The organism is Serratia sp. CY84636, assembly GCF_052166245.1.
Taxonomy (GTDB): Bacteria; Pseudomonadota; Gammaproteobacteria; order Enterobacterales; family Enterobacteriaceae; genus Serratia; species Serratia nevei.
This window is the reverse complement of record NZ_JBJNOX010000002.1, coordinates 1,981,331-1,996,999: the sequence shown is the minus strand read 5'-3', so window position 1 is coordinate 1,996,999 and position 15,669 is coordinate 1,981,331. Positions and strand designations below refer to the sequence as shown.

The window sequence follows — 15,669 nt, the reverse complement described above, 5'->3', positions numbered from 1 at the left end:
GGGCGGGGGGATCAGCCCATGCCGAGCTGCGTTTTGCCTAGCGGCGTCAGCAGGTCGGCGGTGGCGCGGCCGTCGAAATCCACCTCGAAATCGTCGGGGGCGAAGTCCGGCGGCGTTCTGCCGTCGATAAAGCTCGGCAGCTGGCGCTGCAGATAGGCGTCGTTTTTCTCGCAGCCCGGCGCGGCGGCGATGTACATCACGTTGCTGTCGAACTCGCCGTTATGCTCGTTCTCCACCGCGTGGATCACGTCGCAGTGCCAAAAGACCGTGTCGCCCGGCTCCAGATCGGGAATAGGGGAAATCCCACTTAATAAAAGGGGATGCCACTTTTCCGAGATCGACAGCGCGCGGCCCGGCGCCGCATCGCACAGATCGTCGTCGGCGACGTCGTCCTGCAGTGCGCGCAGCAGCACATAGGCCATGGCGTTGGCGATCGGCACCAGGTTCAGCGTGCCGGCGTTGGTGCGCTGCGGCGTCAGCGCCGTCCAGCCCTGGAAGGTACGGAACATCGAGCAGACCGCCGGGGAGGCTATCTCGCGCACCTCGGTGCGGCCGTCGGCGGCGAAGGGGTCGTACTGCTGCCAGTCGCCGGAGAAAACGTGGCGATACACATAGCGGAAGTTTTCGTCCAGCCAGCGCTCGATGGTGCCGCTGTCGACGTGCGGCGACAGGCCCAGCGACGAGGAGTTCGGCGGGCGGCGGCGGGTGCGATCGGCGTAAGTGGCGACGCGGGTCGGATCGAAATGCTGTTTGCCGTTGCTCTCGGTGGCCCACAGGCTGTTGAGGAACACCTGCACCGCATGCATACGCGCATCCTGCCGCGCCTCGACCTGCGGTTTCGACCAATAGATGCCGTAGATCTGCGGTTTGCTGGCGGCCAGCTTGCCGAAATAGTTGTCTTCGGCGGCGTTTTTCAACCGCTCGACGAAGTTGTTGCGCTCAAGGTAGTCGCCGATTTCCCGGTTCCAGCCCTCGGCCTTGGCGCGGGGAAACACGCCGCGAATGGCGCAGGCGCCGCGCTGTTTGATCAGCGCTATCTGCTGCTCGCTGACGCGCTGCTGCAGGATATCTTCCGCGTCGATCTGCGGCACCGGATTGTGGCCGGCGGCCAGCTCGCGGCGGATCTGTTCGACCTGGCCGCGGATGTTCTCTTCCAGCGCCAGAAACACGTCGCGGTAGTTCGGCAATGCCTGGCGCAGCTGGCGTTTGACGTTAACGATCGTTTGCGGAATATCGTCGATGACTAAAGAGGCCATGGTGTTCTCCTCGTGCCGCATGAGTGACTGCGGCGAGCGGTTGTAGGGAATCGGGCAAGACGTTATGGTTTTGTGGTTTTAACGTGAATGATTATCGGCAACCCATCGGGGAAAATAAAGAGATATCTTTCATTCGTAAGTTCCTCTTTTTCGTTTTTCGGAGATTATATGAAGCTGGTCACTGAACGTCTGAGCTTGCAGTCGATAACCGCCGAGGATTGGCCGCTGTTTTTGCGCCTGTACCAAGATCCCGAGGTGATCCGTTACATCTCCGATCCGCGCAGCGAAGCGGAGATCCGCGCCCGGTTCGAGGAGCGGCTGCCGGCCTGGGACAAACACGGCGAGCAGTGGCTGTGCCTGGTGATGCGTGAGAAGCACAGCGCAGAGGCGGTGGGCATTACCGGTTTTCGCCCGCAGTGGGTGCCGTATCGGCAGGCGGAAGTGGGATACGGGAGTTTGCCTGCCGGGCAGGGCAAGGGCTATGGCAAGGAGTCGCTTCGGGCGGTGCTGGATTTTGCGGTGAACGCCTGCGGCTTTCACAAGCTGACCGCCACCGTGACCGCGGGCAACCTCGCTTCGCGCGGCCTGCTGGAATCGTGCGGCTTTCAGCTGGAAGGCACGCTGCGCGACAACTACCGTCTGGCGGGGCAGTGGTGCGACGACTGGCTGTTCGGGCTGCTGGCGGCGGAGTTTCAGGGCGGCAAATAAAAATATCGCGCCGGGTATCGACAAGCTCGTCGGCGCTGCGCTATGTTCGATATTCGGTCAGTTCGCTGGCCTGCGTCGCTCGGACGGTCCGGGCGCTAACGTCTATCGAGGAATCCCCTATGGCTGATAACAGTCCACAGCGCCGTTTCACGCGCATTGAACGCCTTCCCCCTTACGTATTCAACATCACCGCCGAACTGAAGATGGCCGCACGCCGTCGCGGCGAGGATATTATCGACTTCAGCATGGGTAACCCCGACGGCCCGACGCCGCCGCACATCGTGGAAAAACTGTGCGCCGTCGCCCAGCGCGACGACACCCATGGTTACTCTACCTCGCGCGGCATTCCGCGCCTGCGCCGCGCCATTTCGCGCTGGTATGCCGATCGTTATCAGGTGGATATCGATCCGGAAAGCGAAGCCATCGTCACCATCGGTTCGAAAGAGGGGCTGGCGCATCTGATGCTGGCGACCCTCGATCACGGCGATACCGTGCTGGTGCCGAACCCCAGCTACCCGATCCACATTTACGGCGCGGTGATCGCCGGCGCCCAGGTGCGTTCGGTGCCGCTGGTGGACGGCGTGGATTTCTTCGGTGAGCTGGAGCGCGCCATTCGGGAAACCATCCCGCGTCCGAAAATGATGATCCTCGGCTTCCCGTCCAACCCGACCGCACAGTGCGTGGAGCTGGATTTCTTCGAGCGAGTGGTGGCGCTGGCCAAGCAGTACAACGTGCTGGTGATCCACGATCTGGCCTATGCCGATATCGTCTATGACGGCTGGAAAGCGCCGTCGATCATGCAGGTGCCGGGGGCGAAAGACATTGCGGTGGAGTTCTTCACCCTGTCGAAAAGCTACAACATGGCCGGCTGGCGCATCGGTTTCATGGTCGGTAACCCTGAACTGGTCAGCGCGCTGGCGCGCATCAAGAGTTATCACGATTACGGCACCTTTACGCCGCTGCAGGTGGCGGCCATCGCCGCGCTGGAAGGCGATCAGCAGTGCGTGCGCGATATCGCCGAGCAGTATCGGCAGCGCCGCAACGTGTTGGTGAAGGGGCTGCACGAGGCCGGCTGGATGGTGGAAAATCCGAAGGCGTCGATGTACGTGTGGGCGAAAATTCCCGAGCCTTATGCCCACCTCGGTTCGCTGGAGTTCGCCAAACGCCTGCTGGCAGAGGCCAAGGTCTGCGTCTCGCCGGGCATCGGCTTCGGCGACTACGGCGATACCCACGTGCGCTTCGCGCTGATCGAGAATCAGGACCGTATCCGCCAGGCGGTGCGCGGTATCAAGGCGATGTTCCGCGCGGACGGGTTGCTGAAGCCGGGCAAGGCCGGCAGCGCCAAATAATGCTGTCAGGCCGGGCGTTCGCCCGGCCTTATTTTTTCCGTCCCAAGGTTTTCTTCATCATTTCCCCATTATGCTCATCTACGCTGAATTTTATTTTTTGGATAGAGTGTATGAGCAACCGCTACGCGCGATCGCAAATCGTTTTACATTGGCTGACGCTGCTGATGGTGATCCTCACCTATGCGGCGATGTTGCTGAAAGATTCAGTGCCGGAGGCGTGGGTGCCGATGGTCAAAAATCTGCACTTTAATTTTGGGGCTTCGGTCTTTGCCCTGATGCTGATTCGGTTGGCGGTGCGTTCTTTCCACACGCCGCCGCCGACCACGCCACCGCTGGAAGAATGGCAGGAGGTTGGTGCCAAGATCTTCCATTGGCTGCTGTATGTGGTTTTCCTGATGTTGCCGCTGCTGGGCATGTTAACCCTGGCCTACGGCGGGAAATCGTGGTCTTTGCTGGGCTGGCCGGTGCCGCAGTGGGTGATGCCGGATCCGGTGATGCGCAAGCTGGTCAAAACGGTTCATGAGACGCTGGCAAACATCGGCTACTTTATCATTGGCGCACATGCGCTGGCGGCGCTGTATCATCACTACCTGCGCAAAGACGACACCCTGCGCCGCATGATGCCGGGCAAATGATCGCAAGCCGAAACGACAAAGGGACGCTTGCGCGTCCCTTTGGCTGTGTTCCTGGTCTGGCTGCTGTCAGGCAACCATCAACATGAAGGTGCCAACCCAGGCAACCAGCATGAATGACACGCCCATCAAAAAATATTTCACTGAACAACTCCTGTCTGGAGTCCTCGCCAGCAATGATCCCGATTGTTGTGCTGAGTATTTTATGGGCAACCTGCCTGTCGGGTGGGTTCTTCCAAGCGAAAGAACAACGGCCCCACGTACGGGTTGTCCGGTTGTCGCGCCTCATGCTCCGTGAGGTAAAATCCGAACCGCGACAGGATCGGCGCTAATGTACTCTCAATACTGGTCTGATTTCAATACTGTGTTTTTGATCACAATTTTCGGCTGTTTTTTGCACAGCGTGGACTGTTTTATAACGCTTTTTATGGGCAAGCGACAGGAAGTAGCCTGCCGCTGCGGGTTTTAAAATCGGGGTATTGCAATGCGGTGGCAGGCGTTCAAGCGACGGCGTTGATGCCGGTCACCAAAATGGCCCAAAAAACGAGACAAGACAGCAGAATAACGGCCCAAATATGACGGCGACTCCACTCCATTTTTAGCCTTCGTTGTTGCGACAAGTGATTAGGTAACGATCATATCGGCGCACAATGGGGAAAATTTAGCCCCATCGGATAATATTTCGCTTACCTGCCGCTAACTTATTGGCAAACTTCGCTTATTGTCACGCGCACTTCGTAGCCCAGCAGATACAGCGCCTGCTCCAACGCCTCAACCTTCGAGGCGTAGCCGAGATCCAGCAACCGCTCCATTTGCCCGCTGTTGAATCCCAGCTTGCGTGCCAGCTCCGCTTTGCCGGTGTTTTTGCGCAGCATGGCGTTGTGCAGTTCGATCTTCAGCGCCACCAGCACCGACAGGTGTACCCTCAAGTCATCGGTTTGCAGCGGGGAAGGAGCAGGCAGGGGCAGCCCTTCGTCCATCGCGGCGGCGATGGCGGCCAGCAGGCTTTCCTGCGCTTCCAGCTCGACGTCTTCGCGTTTATAGCAGGCCGATTGCCACTCGGGGAAGTCGTGGAAACCGATCTGCCAGGCGTCGCTGTCGCTATCGAAGGTGTAATGGGCGGGGTAGTGGCTGTACATGGCAATCCCTGATTGAAGCCTGAATGAGGCGCTATTGTGACGGCATGCCCGGGAGATAGCCAGCATGAACGTCGCCGTGGGGGAATTTAAATTGAAAGTAATAATTATTAGCAGGCAAATTTAATTTTCTTGTTAGCAATATTCTTATTATTTTTTACGGAAAGAAAGATTATTTAATTAGGTGCTTGGATTAACATCCCCATTAATGATTGATAATGAGAATTGAAATCAAATATCACGTCGGTTTTTATACAATTTCACACGAAGGGATGAAGATAAGAATATTGATCATGATAAAAATGTATATTTATGATTTTTATGGCTTTAATTTTTATTATTTCACTTTTTAACAATTGTGAAATTCCATTTTCATTCAGATATCACCTGGCTGCGGTATTCATCGGCAGATTTATAAAATACTCTTTTTAGGCAAAGGCGCATTCGATTCTATTTAAGCGTGCGTCAGACAGAAATATTCATTACTCCATGCTTATTACCCGACGGCCTTAGCCGATTTTTCGGGTGCCTGCTCGCATTTCCACTTTGCCAGGACAGCAGCTCACGGATTAAAGGAATACCTCGTGCCTAAAGTTAACTCGCGTTCATTACGCTTTACCGAACGCCACGCCACCAAATATGCGGCGTCATTGCTGTTTATCGGTTTATCCCTGCCGGCCGCCGCGCTGGCGGATGAACGCTATGACGCGCTGATCCGTCAGGCCAGGTCGGGTGATACCGCGCCGGTGCTGGCGTATTTATCGCAGCGGCGCGCTCAGGAGGGGTTGAGCCTGCAGCAGCGAGCCGATTATATCCAGGTGGCCGGCTGGGCCGGCCACGATGAAGAGGTGGTCGCGCTTTGGCGTGCCGACGGCGCTGCGCTGCAGCGGGATAGCGCCAGTTTGGCGACGGCGGCCCGCGCCTATCGCAACCTGAAGCAGTGGCAACCATCGCTGCGCCTGTGGCGTGCGGCGTTGCAGCTCGCTCCCGCCGACGGCGGTCTGCAGCGCGGCTATGTGATGACGCTGGCAGATGCCGGGCAGGATGTGCAGGCGCAAACGGAAGCGGCAAAAGCGGAGAAGCTGCTGGAGCCGGCGACGTGGTATCTGACGCGCGCCTATGTGGACCAGGCCGCCGGCCGCAGCTGGGCGGCGCTGGAAAACGCCACCCATGCCCGTGCGCTGGCGCCGTCCGACACCGGAATTCAGGCTTATTACGTGACGCTGCTGGCGGCAAATCGGGTTGCGGATCCGGCGCTGCGTGAAAGCCAGGGGCTGGCATTGCCGCCCGCGCAGCAGCGCCGCCTGCAGGCGGATGAGGCCGCCGAACTGGTGCGGCTGTCGTTTATCGATGCTCGCGGCGAACAGGAACGTTTCGTCATCGCCGACCGCGCGCTGGCGCGCTATGACCAACTGCTGACGCAGTGGCGGCCGCTGCCGGAGGCGCAGGACAGCTACCAACAGGCGCGTATCGATCGCCTGGGTGCGCTGCTGGCGCGTTATCGAATGGCCGACGTGGTGAGCGAGTATCAAACCCTGCAGGCGGAAGGGCGCACGGTGCCGGATTATGCCCAGCGCTGGTCGGCGTCCGCCTACCTCTATCTGCAGCAGCCGGACAAGGCGCAGGCCATTTTCGGCCGCCTGAACGCCGCCGCACCGCAGGCGGTGACCGCCGAAGACGAAACCGATCTGTTTTACGCGCAGGCGGAGAACGAACGCATCGATCAGGCGGCGTTGCTGGCGCAGCGCGTCAGCCAGCGCTATCCCTACGCGACCCGCCTGTACCAGCTGCCGACGCTGGCCTACAACGATGACTGGCTGGTCGGCCAATCGCTGCTGGCGCAGTCGCGGGTTTATCAACGCGATCTGGCCGAGGCCGAACGGCAGCTGACCCATCTGGCGCGCACGGCGCCGGGCAATCAGGGTCTGCGCATCTCCTTGGCCAGCGTTTATTTGGCGCGCGGCTGGCCGCGTCGCGCCGAGGATGAGCTCAAGCAGGTGGAAGGGCTGGAGCCGCGCAGCCTGCCGTTGGAGATCCAGCAGGGCTATGTCGCGCTGGAGTTGCAGGAGTGGCGCCAGCTGGATTTGCTGGCCGACGATGTCATTCAGCGCGCGCCGGAAAGCGTCGCCGCTCAGCAGCTTGAACGTTCGCGACGCATTCACCACATGTCTGAACTGCGTATCAGCGGCAATCAGGGCATCGATTCCGACGGGCCGGTCAGCGGCAGCCACGATTTTGGCATTCACGCCGCGCTCTATTCACCGCCGATCGACGACAACTGGCGGCTGTTCACCGGCTGGGGATTCAACACCGGCCAGTTCGACGAGGGCAAGGGCATCAACCGCGATCTCAGCGCCGGCGCCGAGTGGCGCTCGCGCGATCTGTGGCTGGAGGCCGAGGTGGCCAACCGCAACTACGGCCACGGCAATGAGCTCGGCCTGCGCCTCTCATCCTGGTATGACCTGAATGATCAATGGCGCCTCGGCGGTTCGGTGGCGCGCCTGTCGGCCGAGACGCCGCTGCGTGCGTTGACCAACGGCATCAGCGCCAACGGCGGCAACCTGTGGCTGCGTTGGCAGCAGAACGAAAGCCGCGAGCTGCGCGCCAGCGTGGCGCCTTCGCACTTCTCGGACGGCAACAACCGGCTGGAATACGGCCTGGAAGGGCGGCAACGGCTGCTCGCCGGCGCCCGCTATCGGCTGGACATGAACCTGACGCTGTCCGGCAGCCGTAACAGCCAGGAGAACGTGCCGTATTACAACCCGAAGCGCGACTTCACGCTGCTGCCGTCGTTAACGCTCGATCACACCCTGTATCGCCATTATCAGACCGAGTGGAGCCAGCAGTTCCAGGCCGGTGCCGGCAGCTATTGGCAGCGGGACTATGCGCGCAAGCCGATCACCCAGCTGGGTTACGGCCAGCGCATCAGCTGGAACGGGGTGTTGGACGCCGGCGCGATGCTGCAGTTTGAGAAGCATCCGTACGACGGCAAACGCGAGCGGAACATCGGCGTGACGTTTGATCTGAATTATCGTTTTTAAAGGAATAATCATGCTTATTCGATCCTCGCTTTTCGTGTTGGCCGCGTTGCTGACCACCGCCTGCAGCCAGGCGGACGTGCCGCGCTTCACGCCGCCGGCGGAGCGCCCCGTGGGGCCGATGGAACGCCCTTGGCCGGCCAACCGTTACGCGGTGCTGGCGTATCACGACGTGGAAGACGGCGCGGCGGACCAGCGCTACATGTCGGTGCGCACCAGCGCGCTCAACGAACAGTTCGCCTGGCTGAAGCAAAACGGCTACCAGCCGGTGTCGGTCGAGCAGATCCTGCAGGCGCAAAACGGCGGCCCGGCGTTGCCGAACAAGGCGGTGCTGCTGACCTTCGACGACGGCTACCGCAGCTTCTACAGCCGGGTCTTCCCGCTGCTGAAGGCCTACAACTGGCCGGCGGTGCTGGCGCCGGTCGGCGTCTGGCTGGATGCGCCGGCCGGCAAGCCGGTCGATTTCGGCGGCCTGATGACGCCGCGCGATCGCTTCCTCACCTGGCAGCAGGTGCGGGAGGTGTCGGACTCCGGGCTGGTGGAGATCGGCGCGCACACCTACGCGTCGCATTACGGCGGCATCGCCAACCCGCAGGGCAATACCGAACCGGCGGTCGCCAATCGGCTGTACGACGCCAAACAGGGCCGCTACGAAAGCGAGGCGGAATATCGCCAACGCATCGAGAAGGACGTGGCGTTGATCACCCAGCGCATCACCGCCGCCACCGGTAAGGCGCCGCGCGTGTGGGTCTGGCCGTACGGCGCGGCCGGCGGCGTGGCGCTGGACATCGCGCGCAAGCACGGTTACCGCATGGCGCTGACGCTGGAGAACGGGCTGGGAGACGTCAACGCGCCTGAAAACGTGCCGCGCATGCTGGTGGCCGGTAACCCGTCGCTGACGAGCTTCGCCCAGCAGCTGACGCAGATACAGAACCGGCAGATCATGCGGGTGGCGCACGTCGATCTCGACTACCTCTACGATCCCGATCCGCAGCAGCAGGCCAAAAACCTCGACAAGCTGATCCAGCGCATCTACGACCTGCGCATCAATACCGTTTTCCTGCAGGCGTTCGCCGATCCAAAAGGCGATGGCAACGTGCGCGAGCTCTATTTCCCCAACCGCTGGCTGCCGATGAAGGCCGACCTGTTCAACCGGGTCTCCTGGCAGCTCTCTTCGCGCACCGGCGTGGCCGTGTATGCCTGGATGCCGGTGCTGGCGTTCGAACTGGGCTCTGACGTGCCGCGCGTACAGCGCCTCGATCCGCAAAGCGGGCAGCTGTCGGTAGACGACAAGCAGTACCGCCGCCTGTCGCCGTTCAGCCCGGTGGCGCGCCAGCGCATCGGTGAGATCTACGAGGATCTGGCGGCCCACGCCACCTTCAAAGGGATCCTGTTCCACGACGATGCCCTGCTGTCGGACTTCGAGGACGCCGGCCCCGACGCCGTTGCGGCCTACCGCCAGGCCGGCTTCGCCGATTCGGTGGCGGCGATACGCCAGGATCCGCAGCAGATGGTGCGCTGGACGCGCTTCAAGAGCCGGGCGCTGATCGCGTTTACCCAGTCGCTGACCGAGCGGGTGCGGGCGATCCGCGGCCCGCAGGTGCAAACCGCGCGCAACATCTATGCGATGCCGGTGCTCGAGCCCGCCAGCGAAGCCTGGTTCGGCCAGAATCTGGCGGATTTCCTGCAGGCCTACGACTGGGTAGCGCCGATGGCGATGCCGCTGATGGAAAACGTGTCGCGTGCCGACAGCGGCCGCTGGCTGGATCAACTGGTGGGCAAAGTGGCCGCTTACCCCGGCGCGCTCGATAAAACGGTGTTTGAGTTGCAGGCCGTCGACTGGCGCAAGGAGCGCCGGATCAGCCTGGATGACGGTCAACTGCTGGCCGAATGGATGCGTCGCCTGCAGCGCAATGGCGCTCAGAGCTTTGGTTATTACCCCGACAACTTCCTCGACGATCGGCCTAAGCTGGATGCCATTCGCCCGGTGTTGTCCTCAGCCTGGTTCCCACTGCCATGACCGATCGTTTAATTGCCTTATTTATCCTGTGCCTGGTGTTGAGCGTGCCTTTCGGCATCGTCCTGCTGTTTACCGGCGAAGTGCTGCTCAACTTCGTGTTTTTCTGGCCACTGTTCATGTCCGGTATCTGGATCGCCGGCGGCATCTATTTCTGGCTGCACCGCGAGCGCCACTGGCGCTGGAGCCCGGACATGCCCGCGCCGGTGCTGCCGGGCAACCCGTCGATCAGCGTGCTGATCCCCTGTTTCAACGAAGGGTTGAACGCGCGTGAAACCATTTCGGCGGCGATGGCGCAGCGCTATGAAAATATCGAAGTGATCGCCATCAACGACGGTTCCAGCGATGACACCGCCGAGGTGCTGGATCAGTTGACGCTGGAGTTCCCCCGCCTGCGGGTGATCCATCTGGCGCAAAATCAGGGCAAAGCGATCGCGCTGCAGGCAGGCGCGGCGGCGGCGCGCAGCGAGTTTCTGGTGTGCATCGACGGCGATGCGCTGCTGGATCGCGATGCGGCGGCCTATTTGGTGGCGCCGCTGTTGGCCAATCCGCACGTCGGCGCCGTGACCGGCAACCCGCGCATCCGCACGCGCTCCACGCTGATCGGCCGCATCCAGGTCGGTGAGTTTTCGTCGATCATCGGCCTTATCAAGCGCACGCAGCGCGTCTATGGCCGCCTGTTCACCATCTCCGGCGTGGTGGCCGCGTTTCGTAAGCAAGCGCTTACCGATGTCGGCTACTGGAGCCAGGACATGATCACCGAAGACATCGACATCAGCTGGAAGCTGCAGCTCAAGCACTGGGCTATCTTCTTCGAACCGCGGGCGCTGTGCTGGATCCTGATGCCGGAGACCCTGCGCGGACTGTGGAAGCAGCGCCTGCGCTGGGCGCAGGGCGGCGCCGAGGTGTTTTTAAAGAATCTGCGCAACCTGTGGGCCTGGGAGCACCGGCATATGTGGCTGCTGTTCGCCGAGTATTGCCTCTCTACGTTGTGGGCGTTCACTTACCTGGTCAGCGTGCTGATTTTCCTGGTCGGGCTGGCGGTGCCGCTGCCGGAGGGCATCCGCATTCATTCGTTGCTGACGCCGGCGTTTACCGGCCTGGTGCTGGGCGTGGTGTGCCTGCTGCAGTTCACCGTCAGCCTGCTGCTGGAAAAGCGCTATGAGAAGGGCTTCGGCCGCTCGCTGTTCTGGATTATCTGGTATCCGCTGGTGTATTGGCTGCTCAGCCTGCTGACCACGCTGGTGGCGTTTTCCAAAGTGATGTTGAAAGCTCGGCGCGGGCGTGCGCGCTGGATCAGCCCCGATCGGGGCATTGGGAGGATCAAAGAATGACGGACGTCCTGATTTATTCCGAACGCGGCCTGCTGCCGCGCGTGGTAGACAGCCTGTTGACGCTTTTTGCCTGGTGCGGCTTCCTTTATCTGTTCAGCCGAGGCCTGATGTCGGTGATGGATCAGCACGGGGTGGGGTCCGCCCTGTCGCTGCTGGAGGTGATCTCGCTGTATATCATTGTGGCGTTGTTCAATGCCGTCACGTTGATCGCCTGGGCCAAATACAACCAGTATTTCTCCCGCCGCAGGGCGGCCGGCCGCTGGCGGAAACAGCAACCGAACACCCACATCGGCTATATCACGCCGGAGTTAACCCGGCAGCTGCGGCATTTGCCGATCGCCGTGGTGTCCCATAACAGCGGCGGCGGCATCAGCCAGGTCAGCGGCAGGCTGACGGCGGCCGAACCGGCAGCGAACAAGGTGGTGCAGCTGCGTTAGTCGTCAGCGTTGCCGTCCGGCTTGCGGCGCAGCCCGCCCGGCGGCAACAGCAGGGCGCAGATCATGACGGCCAGGCTGAACAGCGGCAGCCAGCGCGCCACCGGGCCGGGGGAGTAGTTGTTGAGCACCGAGCAAACATAGCACGCCACGGCCAGCGCCCAACCCGGCAGGCCGATATCGTTGAGCCGAAACGCGGTTTTGGCCATAAACCACGTCACCAGGCCGAAACAGAACAGCGCCCAGACCATAATGCACAGCAGGTACAGCAATACCGAGACGAATTCCTCGGTATCGCCGTGCGCATGGGCGCGAAAATGGTTTTTATCCAGGTAGGTCGACAGAAACGACAGCAACACGATGCCAATGGCGAAGATCGCCAGCGAGAAAACAAAGGGTTTGCGCGAGATGCGCCCACGGTAAAGATCTTTGGCGAGTTGTCCGAGAGATTCCATTACAGTCCATTGTCGTGATCATTGCGGCGATAGCCGGATGGCAAGCAGCCGGGCATTTTATCGGGGTAAAAGGGGGCGTCAAGGTGATAATTTTTCTCATTTAGTCGCGGTTGAGATTCCGCGCGGCCGCACCGGGCGTCCTTTCACCGTGCAAAACGTCACAATTTGGCACGTTTGGCTACCTGACGCGGTAATTGGCGACATAATCCAGTTTGTTCGCGCCGAACAATGCATTAACATAACTCCCACTTATCTCTTGCATGGTTATATGGATATCCGATGCGTCACCTGGTTGCGCTTTTACCGCTGATTACCTTGCTTGCTGCCTGTAGCAGCACGCCGAAACCCAGTCCCACCGCTACGCCGCAGGGCACCCCGGTAAAGGGCGGCTTTTTGCTGAGCCCGGCGCACAGCGGCGCGCCGCTGGGTGGTGATTTCGCCAATAACCCGAATACCGCGCGCTTTATCGATAAGATGGTGCAGGAACACGGCTTTGATCGGCAGCAACTGCACGACGTGCTGGCGCAGGCACGGCGCCTGGATTCGGTTCTGCGGCTGATGGACAGGCAGGCGCCGACGCCGTCGACCCAGGGGCCAACCGGGCCGAATGGCTCCTGGCTGCGCTACCGCAACAAGTTCATCACGCCGGATAACGTGCAAAACGGCGTGGTGTTCTGGAATCAATATCAGGATGCGCTGCAGCGTGCCTGGCAGGTGTACGGCGTGCCGCCGGAGATCATCGTGGGGATTATCGGCGTGGAGACCCGCTGGGGCCGCGTAATGGGTAAAACCCGCATTATCGATGCGCTGGCGACGCTGGCCTTCGACTACCCGCGCCGCGCCGATTACTTCGCCGGTGAGCTGGAAACCTTCCTGCTGATGTCGCGCACCGAAGGCGACGATCCGCTCGAGCTGCGCGGCTCCTTCGCCGGCGCGATGGGCTATGGGCAGTTCATGCCTTCTTCCTTCAAGAGCTATGCGGTCGACTTCAACGGCGATGGCCATATCAACCTGTGGGATCCGGTCGATGCCATCGGCAGCGTGGCCAATTACTTCAAGGCGCACGGCTGGTCCAAAGGCGAGCCGGTCGCGATTCAGGCCAACGGCCAGGCGCCGGGGTTGGAAAACGGCTTCAAGACCCGCTACTCGGTCACCGCGCTGGCGGAAGCCGGCCTGAGCCCGCAGGGATCGCTCGGGGATAACCAGGAAGCCAGCCTGCTGCGGCTGGACGTCGGCACCGGCTACCAGTATTGGTACGGCCTGCCGAACTTCTACACCATCACCCGCTATAACCACAGCACCCATTACGCCATGGCGGTATGGCAGCTGGGCGAAGCGGTAGGGCGCTCGGCGCGCGGCGGTTTCTGACGCTGCGCCCATAAACGAAAAAGGCCGCTTGCGCGGCCTTTTTTACGTTCTGAGCAATCAGAAATCGTAGCGCAGACGCACCACGGTCATATCGCCGAGGTTGTCGGTGCTCGATGTCAGCACGTGCTCTACGTCAACGCGGAAGCCGTAGTCAAACTGCACGGTAACCCCGAGGCCGTTGTCGATGCGCTGGTAGTTGCGCCCGGTGACGTATTCCAGGCGATCGCCCATAAAGTACGGCATCACCGATTTCACCGCGTACTGGCCAACCGGCACGGTATAACCGGCCAGGTATTCGATACCCCACGCATCGCCGGCGAAGTAATTGTTGACGTCGGCTTTCTTGGTGGTCAGGAAGTCGTGGTAGTAACCGCCGCCGAAGGTGAGGGTCCAGTTGTCCGGTTTCCAGCTGAGGGCGGTGCCGACGATGTTCTGATCGTAGCTCTTGCTGCCGCTGGTGGACGGGTTGCGCATTTCGGCGCGGGTGTAGTTCCAGGCGGTGCCCCAGGTCAGATCCTGCGTGATGTGGTAATCCACGCCCAGTGAGCCGCCGCCTTTGCGCTTATAGCGCAGGCCGTTGCCCGGCAGGTAGTCGCTGTCGCTGAACACGTACGACGCATAAATGTCCGCATCGCCGAAGCGGTTCTTGTACTTCAGCATTTTGCGTGAACGGTAAGAGCCGTCGTAGTCGCCGTTGATGCCGTTGCCCGGCGCCTGGGCCAACATGTCGTAGTCCCAGATATCGGTCTTGGCGCCAACCACATCATAGTAAACGCTGTTCTGCTGGCCGAAGGTCATCTGGCCCCAGGTGTTGCTTTTCAGGCCGGTGTACAGCATGCGGCGGCTGGTGTTTCTCGCGCCGTCGGCATAGTGATGATCCCAGTCGAACAGCGCCGGAATGTTTACGCCCAGCTCGTAGTAGCTGATCCAGCTGATATCGTCGAACAGGTAGTAGTCCGCCGCGAAACGGAAGCGGGTGCCGCCGTCAAAGCCGTTACGCTTGTAGGAACCTTTGTCGCCGTCGCCCGTCATGTTGTTGAACTGCGGACGGATGCTGCCGCCAACGGTGAAGTTCAGGCGGCTGAGCGGATCGCCGGCCTGTGGATCCTGCTTCAGCAGGGTGATTTCCGCCTGAGCGGCGAACGACGCGCTGCCGATCGCCAGACCCAGCGCCACCGCTTGAGTCAATACGCGCAATTTCATTGCCATGTGTTATCCCTGTTTTATGTATGACCGCCCCCATCAGCGCCGCCATGCCGATGTTTTGCGCAGAACGCTGCGTTTTTGCGCATTTTGACGGTTTTTTTTGGTGTTTTAGCGGCGGGCGGCATTTGTAACATAAACAGGGACATAAATAATTACTTTTCTTGCTAATTATTGGCCGGTTTTTGACCATTCCGTGCGGTGCAAAGGGCCGCTGTTCATGTTTCTCGATTCGGATGAATTCATTTAACGCCAAGGTTTATATTTTTCATTTGTCAGTCACCGGCACCTGCCTGTAATTTCAGTCTTGCAAGAGATAATTAATTTCAACCTGTCACCACCGTATTAACGTTAGCCATTTCTGCGTAATCGGCCGGCAGGAATAAGCGATTGGGAGGTCGCCATGAGAAACCTGTTAATGTTGTTAGTGGGGCTATTTTCACTGCCGGCGATGGCGGCGGAGTCGCACGTTTGCCATTCTCAAGCTTATGATTATGCGGAGGTTAGTAAACTCAGGCTATCTGACGACACCCTGTTTACCTGCCGCGGCGTGGGGCGCCTGACGATCCCGGAACTGGCGCGTAAAGGATGGAGGGTGATTCATTTAGCGCAGCAAACTGAATATACCGACTCCGTAGACAGCGATGGTGAGGTTATTAAGCTTTATCAGGAAATCGTGGTGTATAAAGAATAATTCGACGGTAGCCTGTTATTATTTCAACGACGGCGAGAATCCTAT

Annotated in this window: 14 protein-coding genes; 9 read left to right on the top strand and 5 right to left on the bottom strand. The window is 60.3% G+C overall.

Going from position 1 to position 15,669, the window contains the following annotated elements; translation table 11 throughout:
* Positions 1 to 11 precede the first annotated feature (11 nt).
* Entirely contained in the window at positions 12 to 1,256 is a 1,245-nt protein-coding gene (locus ACJ8QI_RS13900; protein WP_060419917.1) for a DUF1479 domain-containing protein, read from the bottom strand.
* A 168-nt stretch (positions 1,257 to 1,424) separates the two neighbouring features.
* On the opposite strand from ACJ8QI_RS13900, the gene ACJ8QI_RS13895 reads away from it, so the two are divergent.
* The 3 genes from ACJ8QI_RS13895 (at position 1,425) to ACJ8QI_RS13885 (ending at position 3,948) form a co-directional block, all read left to right on the top strand.
* Positions 1,425 to 1,964 (top strand): GNAT family N-acetyltransferase, encoded by a 540-nt coding sequence (locus ACJ8QI_RS13895; protein WP_060419919.1) that lies wholly within the window; start codon positions 1,425 to 1,427, stop codon positions 1,962 to 1,964.
* 119 nt (positions 1,965 to 2,083) lie between these two features.
* The gene (gene alaC, locus ACJ8QI_RS13890; protein WP_016926818.1) at positions 2,084 to 3,313 is read left to right on the top strand and encodes an alanine transaminase; all 1,230 of its coding nucleotides are present in this window, start codon (positions 2,084 to 2,086) and stop codon (positions 3,311 to 3,313) included.
* Between the two features lie 110 nt (positions 3,314 to 3,423).
* Positions 3,424 to 3,948: a cytochrome b gene (locus ACJ8QI_RS13885; RefSeq protein WP_060419922.1), complete on the top strand. Its 525-nt coding sequence runs from the start codon at positions 3,424 to 3,426 to the stop codon at positions 3,946 to 3,948.
* 66 nt (positions 3,949 to 4,014) lie between these two features.
* Here ACJ8QI_RS13885 and ypdK read toward each other — a convergent pair whose 3' ends face one another.
* Both ypdK and ACJ8QI_RS13875 read right to left on the bottom strand, forming a co-directional pair.
* Positions 4,015 to 4,089: a membrane protein YpdK gene (gene ypdK, locus ACJ8QI_RS13880; protein ID WP_099782600.1), complete on the bottom strand. Its 75-nt coding sequence runs from the start codon at positions 4,087 to 4,089 to the stop codon at positions 4,015 to 4,017.
* 557 nt (positions 4,090 to 4,646) lie between these two features.
* A complete protein-coding gene (locus ACJ8QI_RS13875) occupies positions 4,647 to 5,084 on the bottom strand; it encodes an antitoxin HicB (RefSeq protein ID WP_060419926.1) in 438 nt (145 codons plus the stop codon).
* Positions 5,085 to 5,665: 581 nt separating this feature from the next.
* Here ACJ8QI_RS13875 and pgaA point away from each other — a divergent pair.
* The 4 genes from pgaA to pgaD are packed head-to-tail and all read left to right on the top strand — an operon-like array spanning position 5,666 to position 11,907.
* Positions 5,666 to 8,122 (top strand): poly-beta-1,6 N-acetyl-D-glucosamine export porin PgaA, encoded by a 2,457-nt coding sequence (gene pgaA / locus ACJ8QI_RS13870; RefSeq protein ID WP_442532663.1) that lies wholly within the window; start codon positions 5,666 to 5,668, stop codon positions 8,120 to 8,122.
* Between the two features lie 10 nt (positions 8,123 to 8,132).
* Positions 8,133 to 10,139, top strand: coding sequence for a poly-beta-1,6-N-acetyl-D-glucosamine N-deacetylase PgaB (pgaB, locus tag ACJ8QI_RS13865; protein ID WP_342120388.1), 2,007 nt, complete (start codon positions 8,133 to 8,135; stop codon positions 10,137 to 10,139).
* The gene (gene pgaC, locus ACJ8QI_RS13860) at positions 10,136 to 11,470 is read left to right on the top strand and encodes a poly-beta-1,6-N-acetyl-D-glucosamine synthase (protein WP_038876552.1); all 1,335 of its coding nucleotides are present in this window, start codon (positions 10,136 to 10,138) and stop codon (positions 11,468 to 11,470) included. The genes pgaB and pgaC overlap by 4 nt, the downstream gene beginning before the upstream one ends.
* A complete protein-coding gene (pgaD, locus tag ACJ8QI_RS13855) occupies positions 11,467 to 11,907 on the top strand; it encodes a poly-beta-1,6-N-acetyl-D-glucosamine biosynthesis protein PgaD (RefSeq protein WP_060419934.1) in 441 nt (146 codons plus the stop codon). Before pgaC ends, pgaD begins: the two co-directional genes overlap by 4 nt.
* Here pgaD and ACJ8QI_RS13850 read toward each other — a convergent pair.
* Positions 11,904 to 12,359, bottom strand: a complete 456-nt coding sequence (locus tag ACJ8QI_RS13850; protein WP_060419938.1) for a DUF805 domain-containing protein — start codon at positions 12,357 to 12,359, stop codon at positions 11,904 to 11,906. The two genes, pgaD and ACJ8QI_RS13850, sit on opposite strands and share 4 nt — an antisense overlap.
* A 279-nt stretch (positions 12,360 to 12,638) precedes the next feature.
* Here ACJ8QI_RS13850 and mltB point away from each other — a divergent pair, with 279 nt between their 5' ends.
* Positions 12,639 to 13,727, top strand: a complete 1,089-nt coding sequence (mltB, locus tag ACJ8QI_RS13845) for a lytic murein transglycosylase B (RefSeq protein ID WP_038876549.1) — start codon at positions 12,639 to 12,641, stop codon at positions 13,725 to 13,727.
* A 57-nt stretch (positions 13,728 to 13,784) separates the two neighbouring features.
* Here the strand turns inward: mltB and ACJ8QI_RS13840 are convergent, their stop codons facing one another.
* Positions 13,785 to 14,936 (bottom strand): porin, encoded by a 1,152-nt coding sequence (locus tag ACJ8QI_RS13840; protein ID WP_442532662.1) that lies wholly within the window; start codon positions 14,934 to 14,936, stop codon positions 13,785 to 13,787.
* 397 nt (positions 14,937 to 15,333) lie between these two features.
* Between ACJ8QI_RS13840 and ACJ8QI_RS13835 the strand changes: the two genes are divergently transcribed.
* A complete protein-coding gene (locus ACJ8QI_RS13835; RefSeq protein ID WP_049200124.1) occupies positions 15,334 to 15,624 on the top strand; it encodes a hypothetical protein in 291 nt (96 codons plus the stop codon).
* The last annotated feature ends 45 nt before the right edge of the window (positions 15,625 to 15,669 follow it).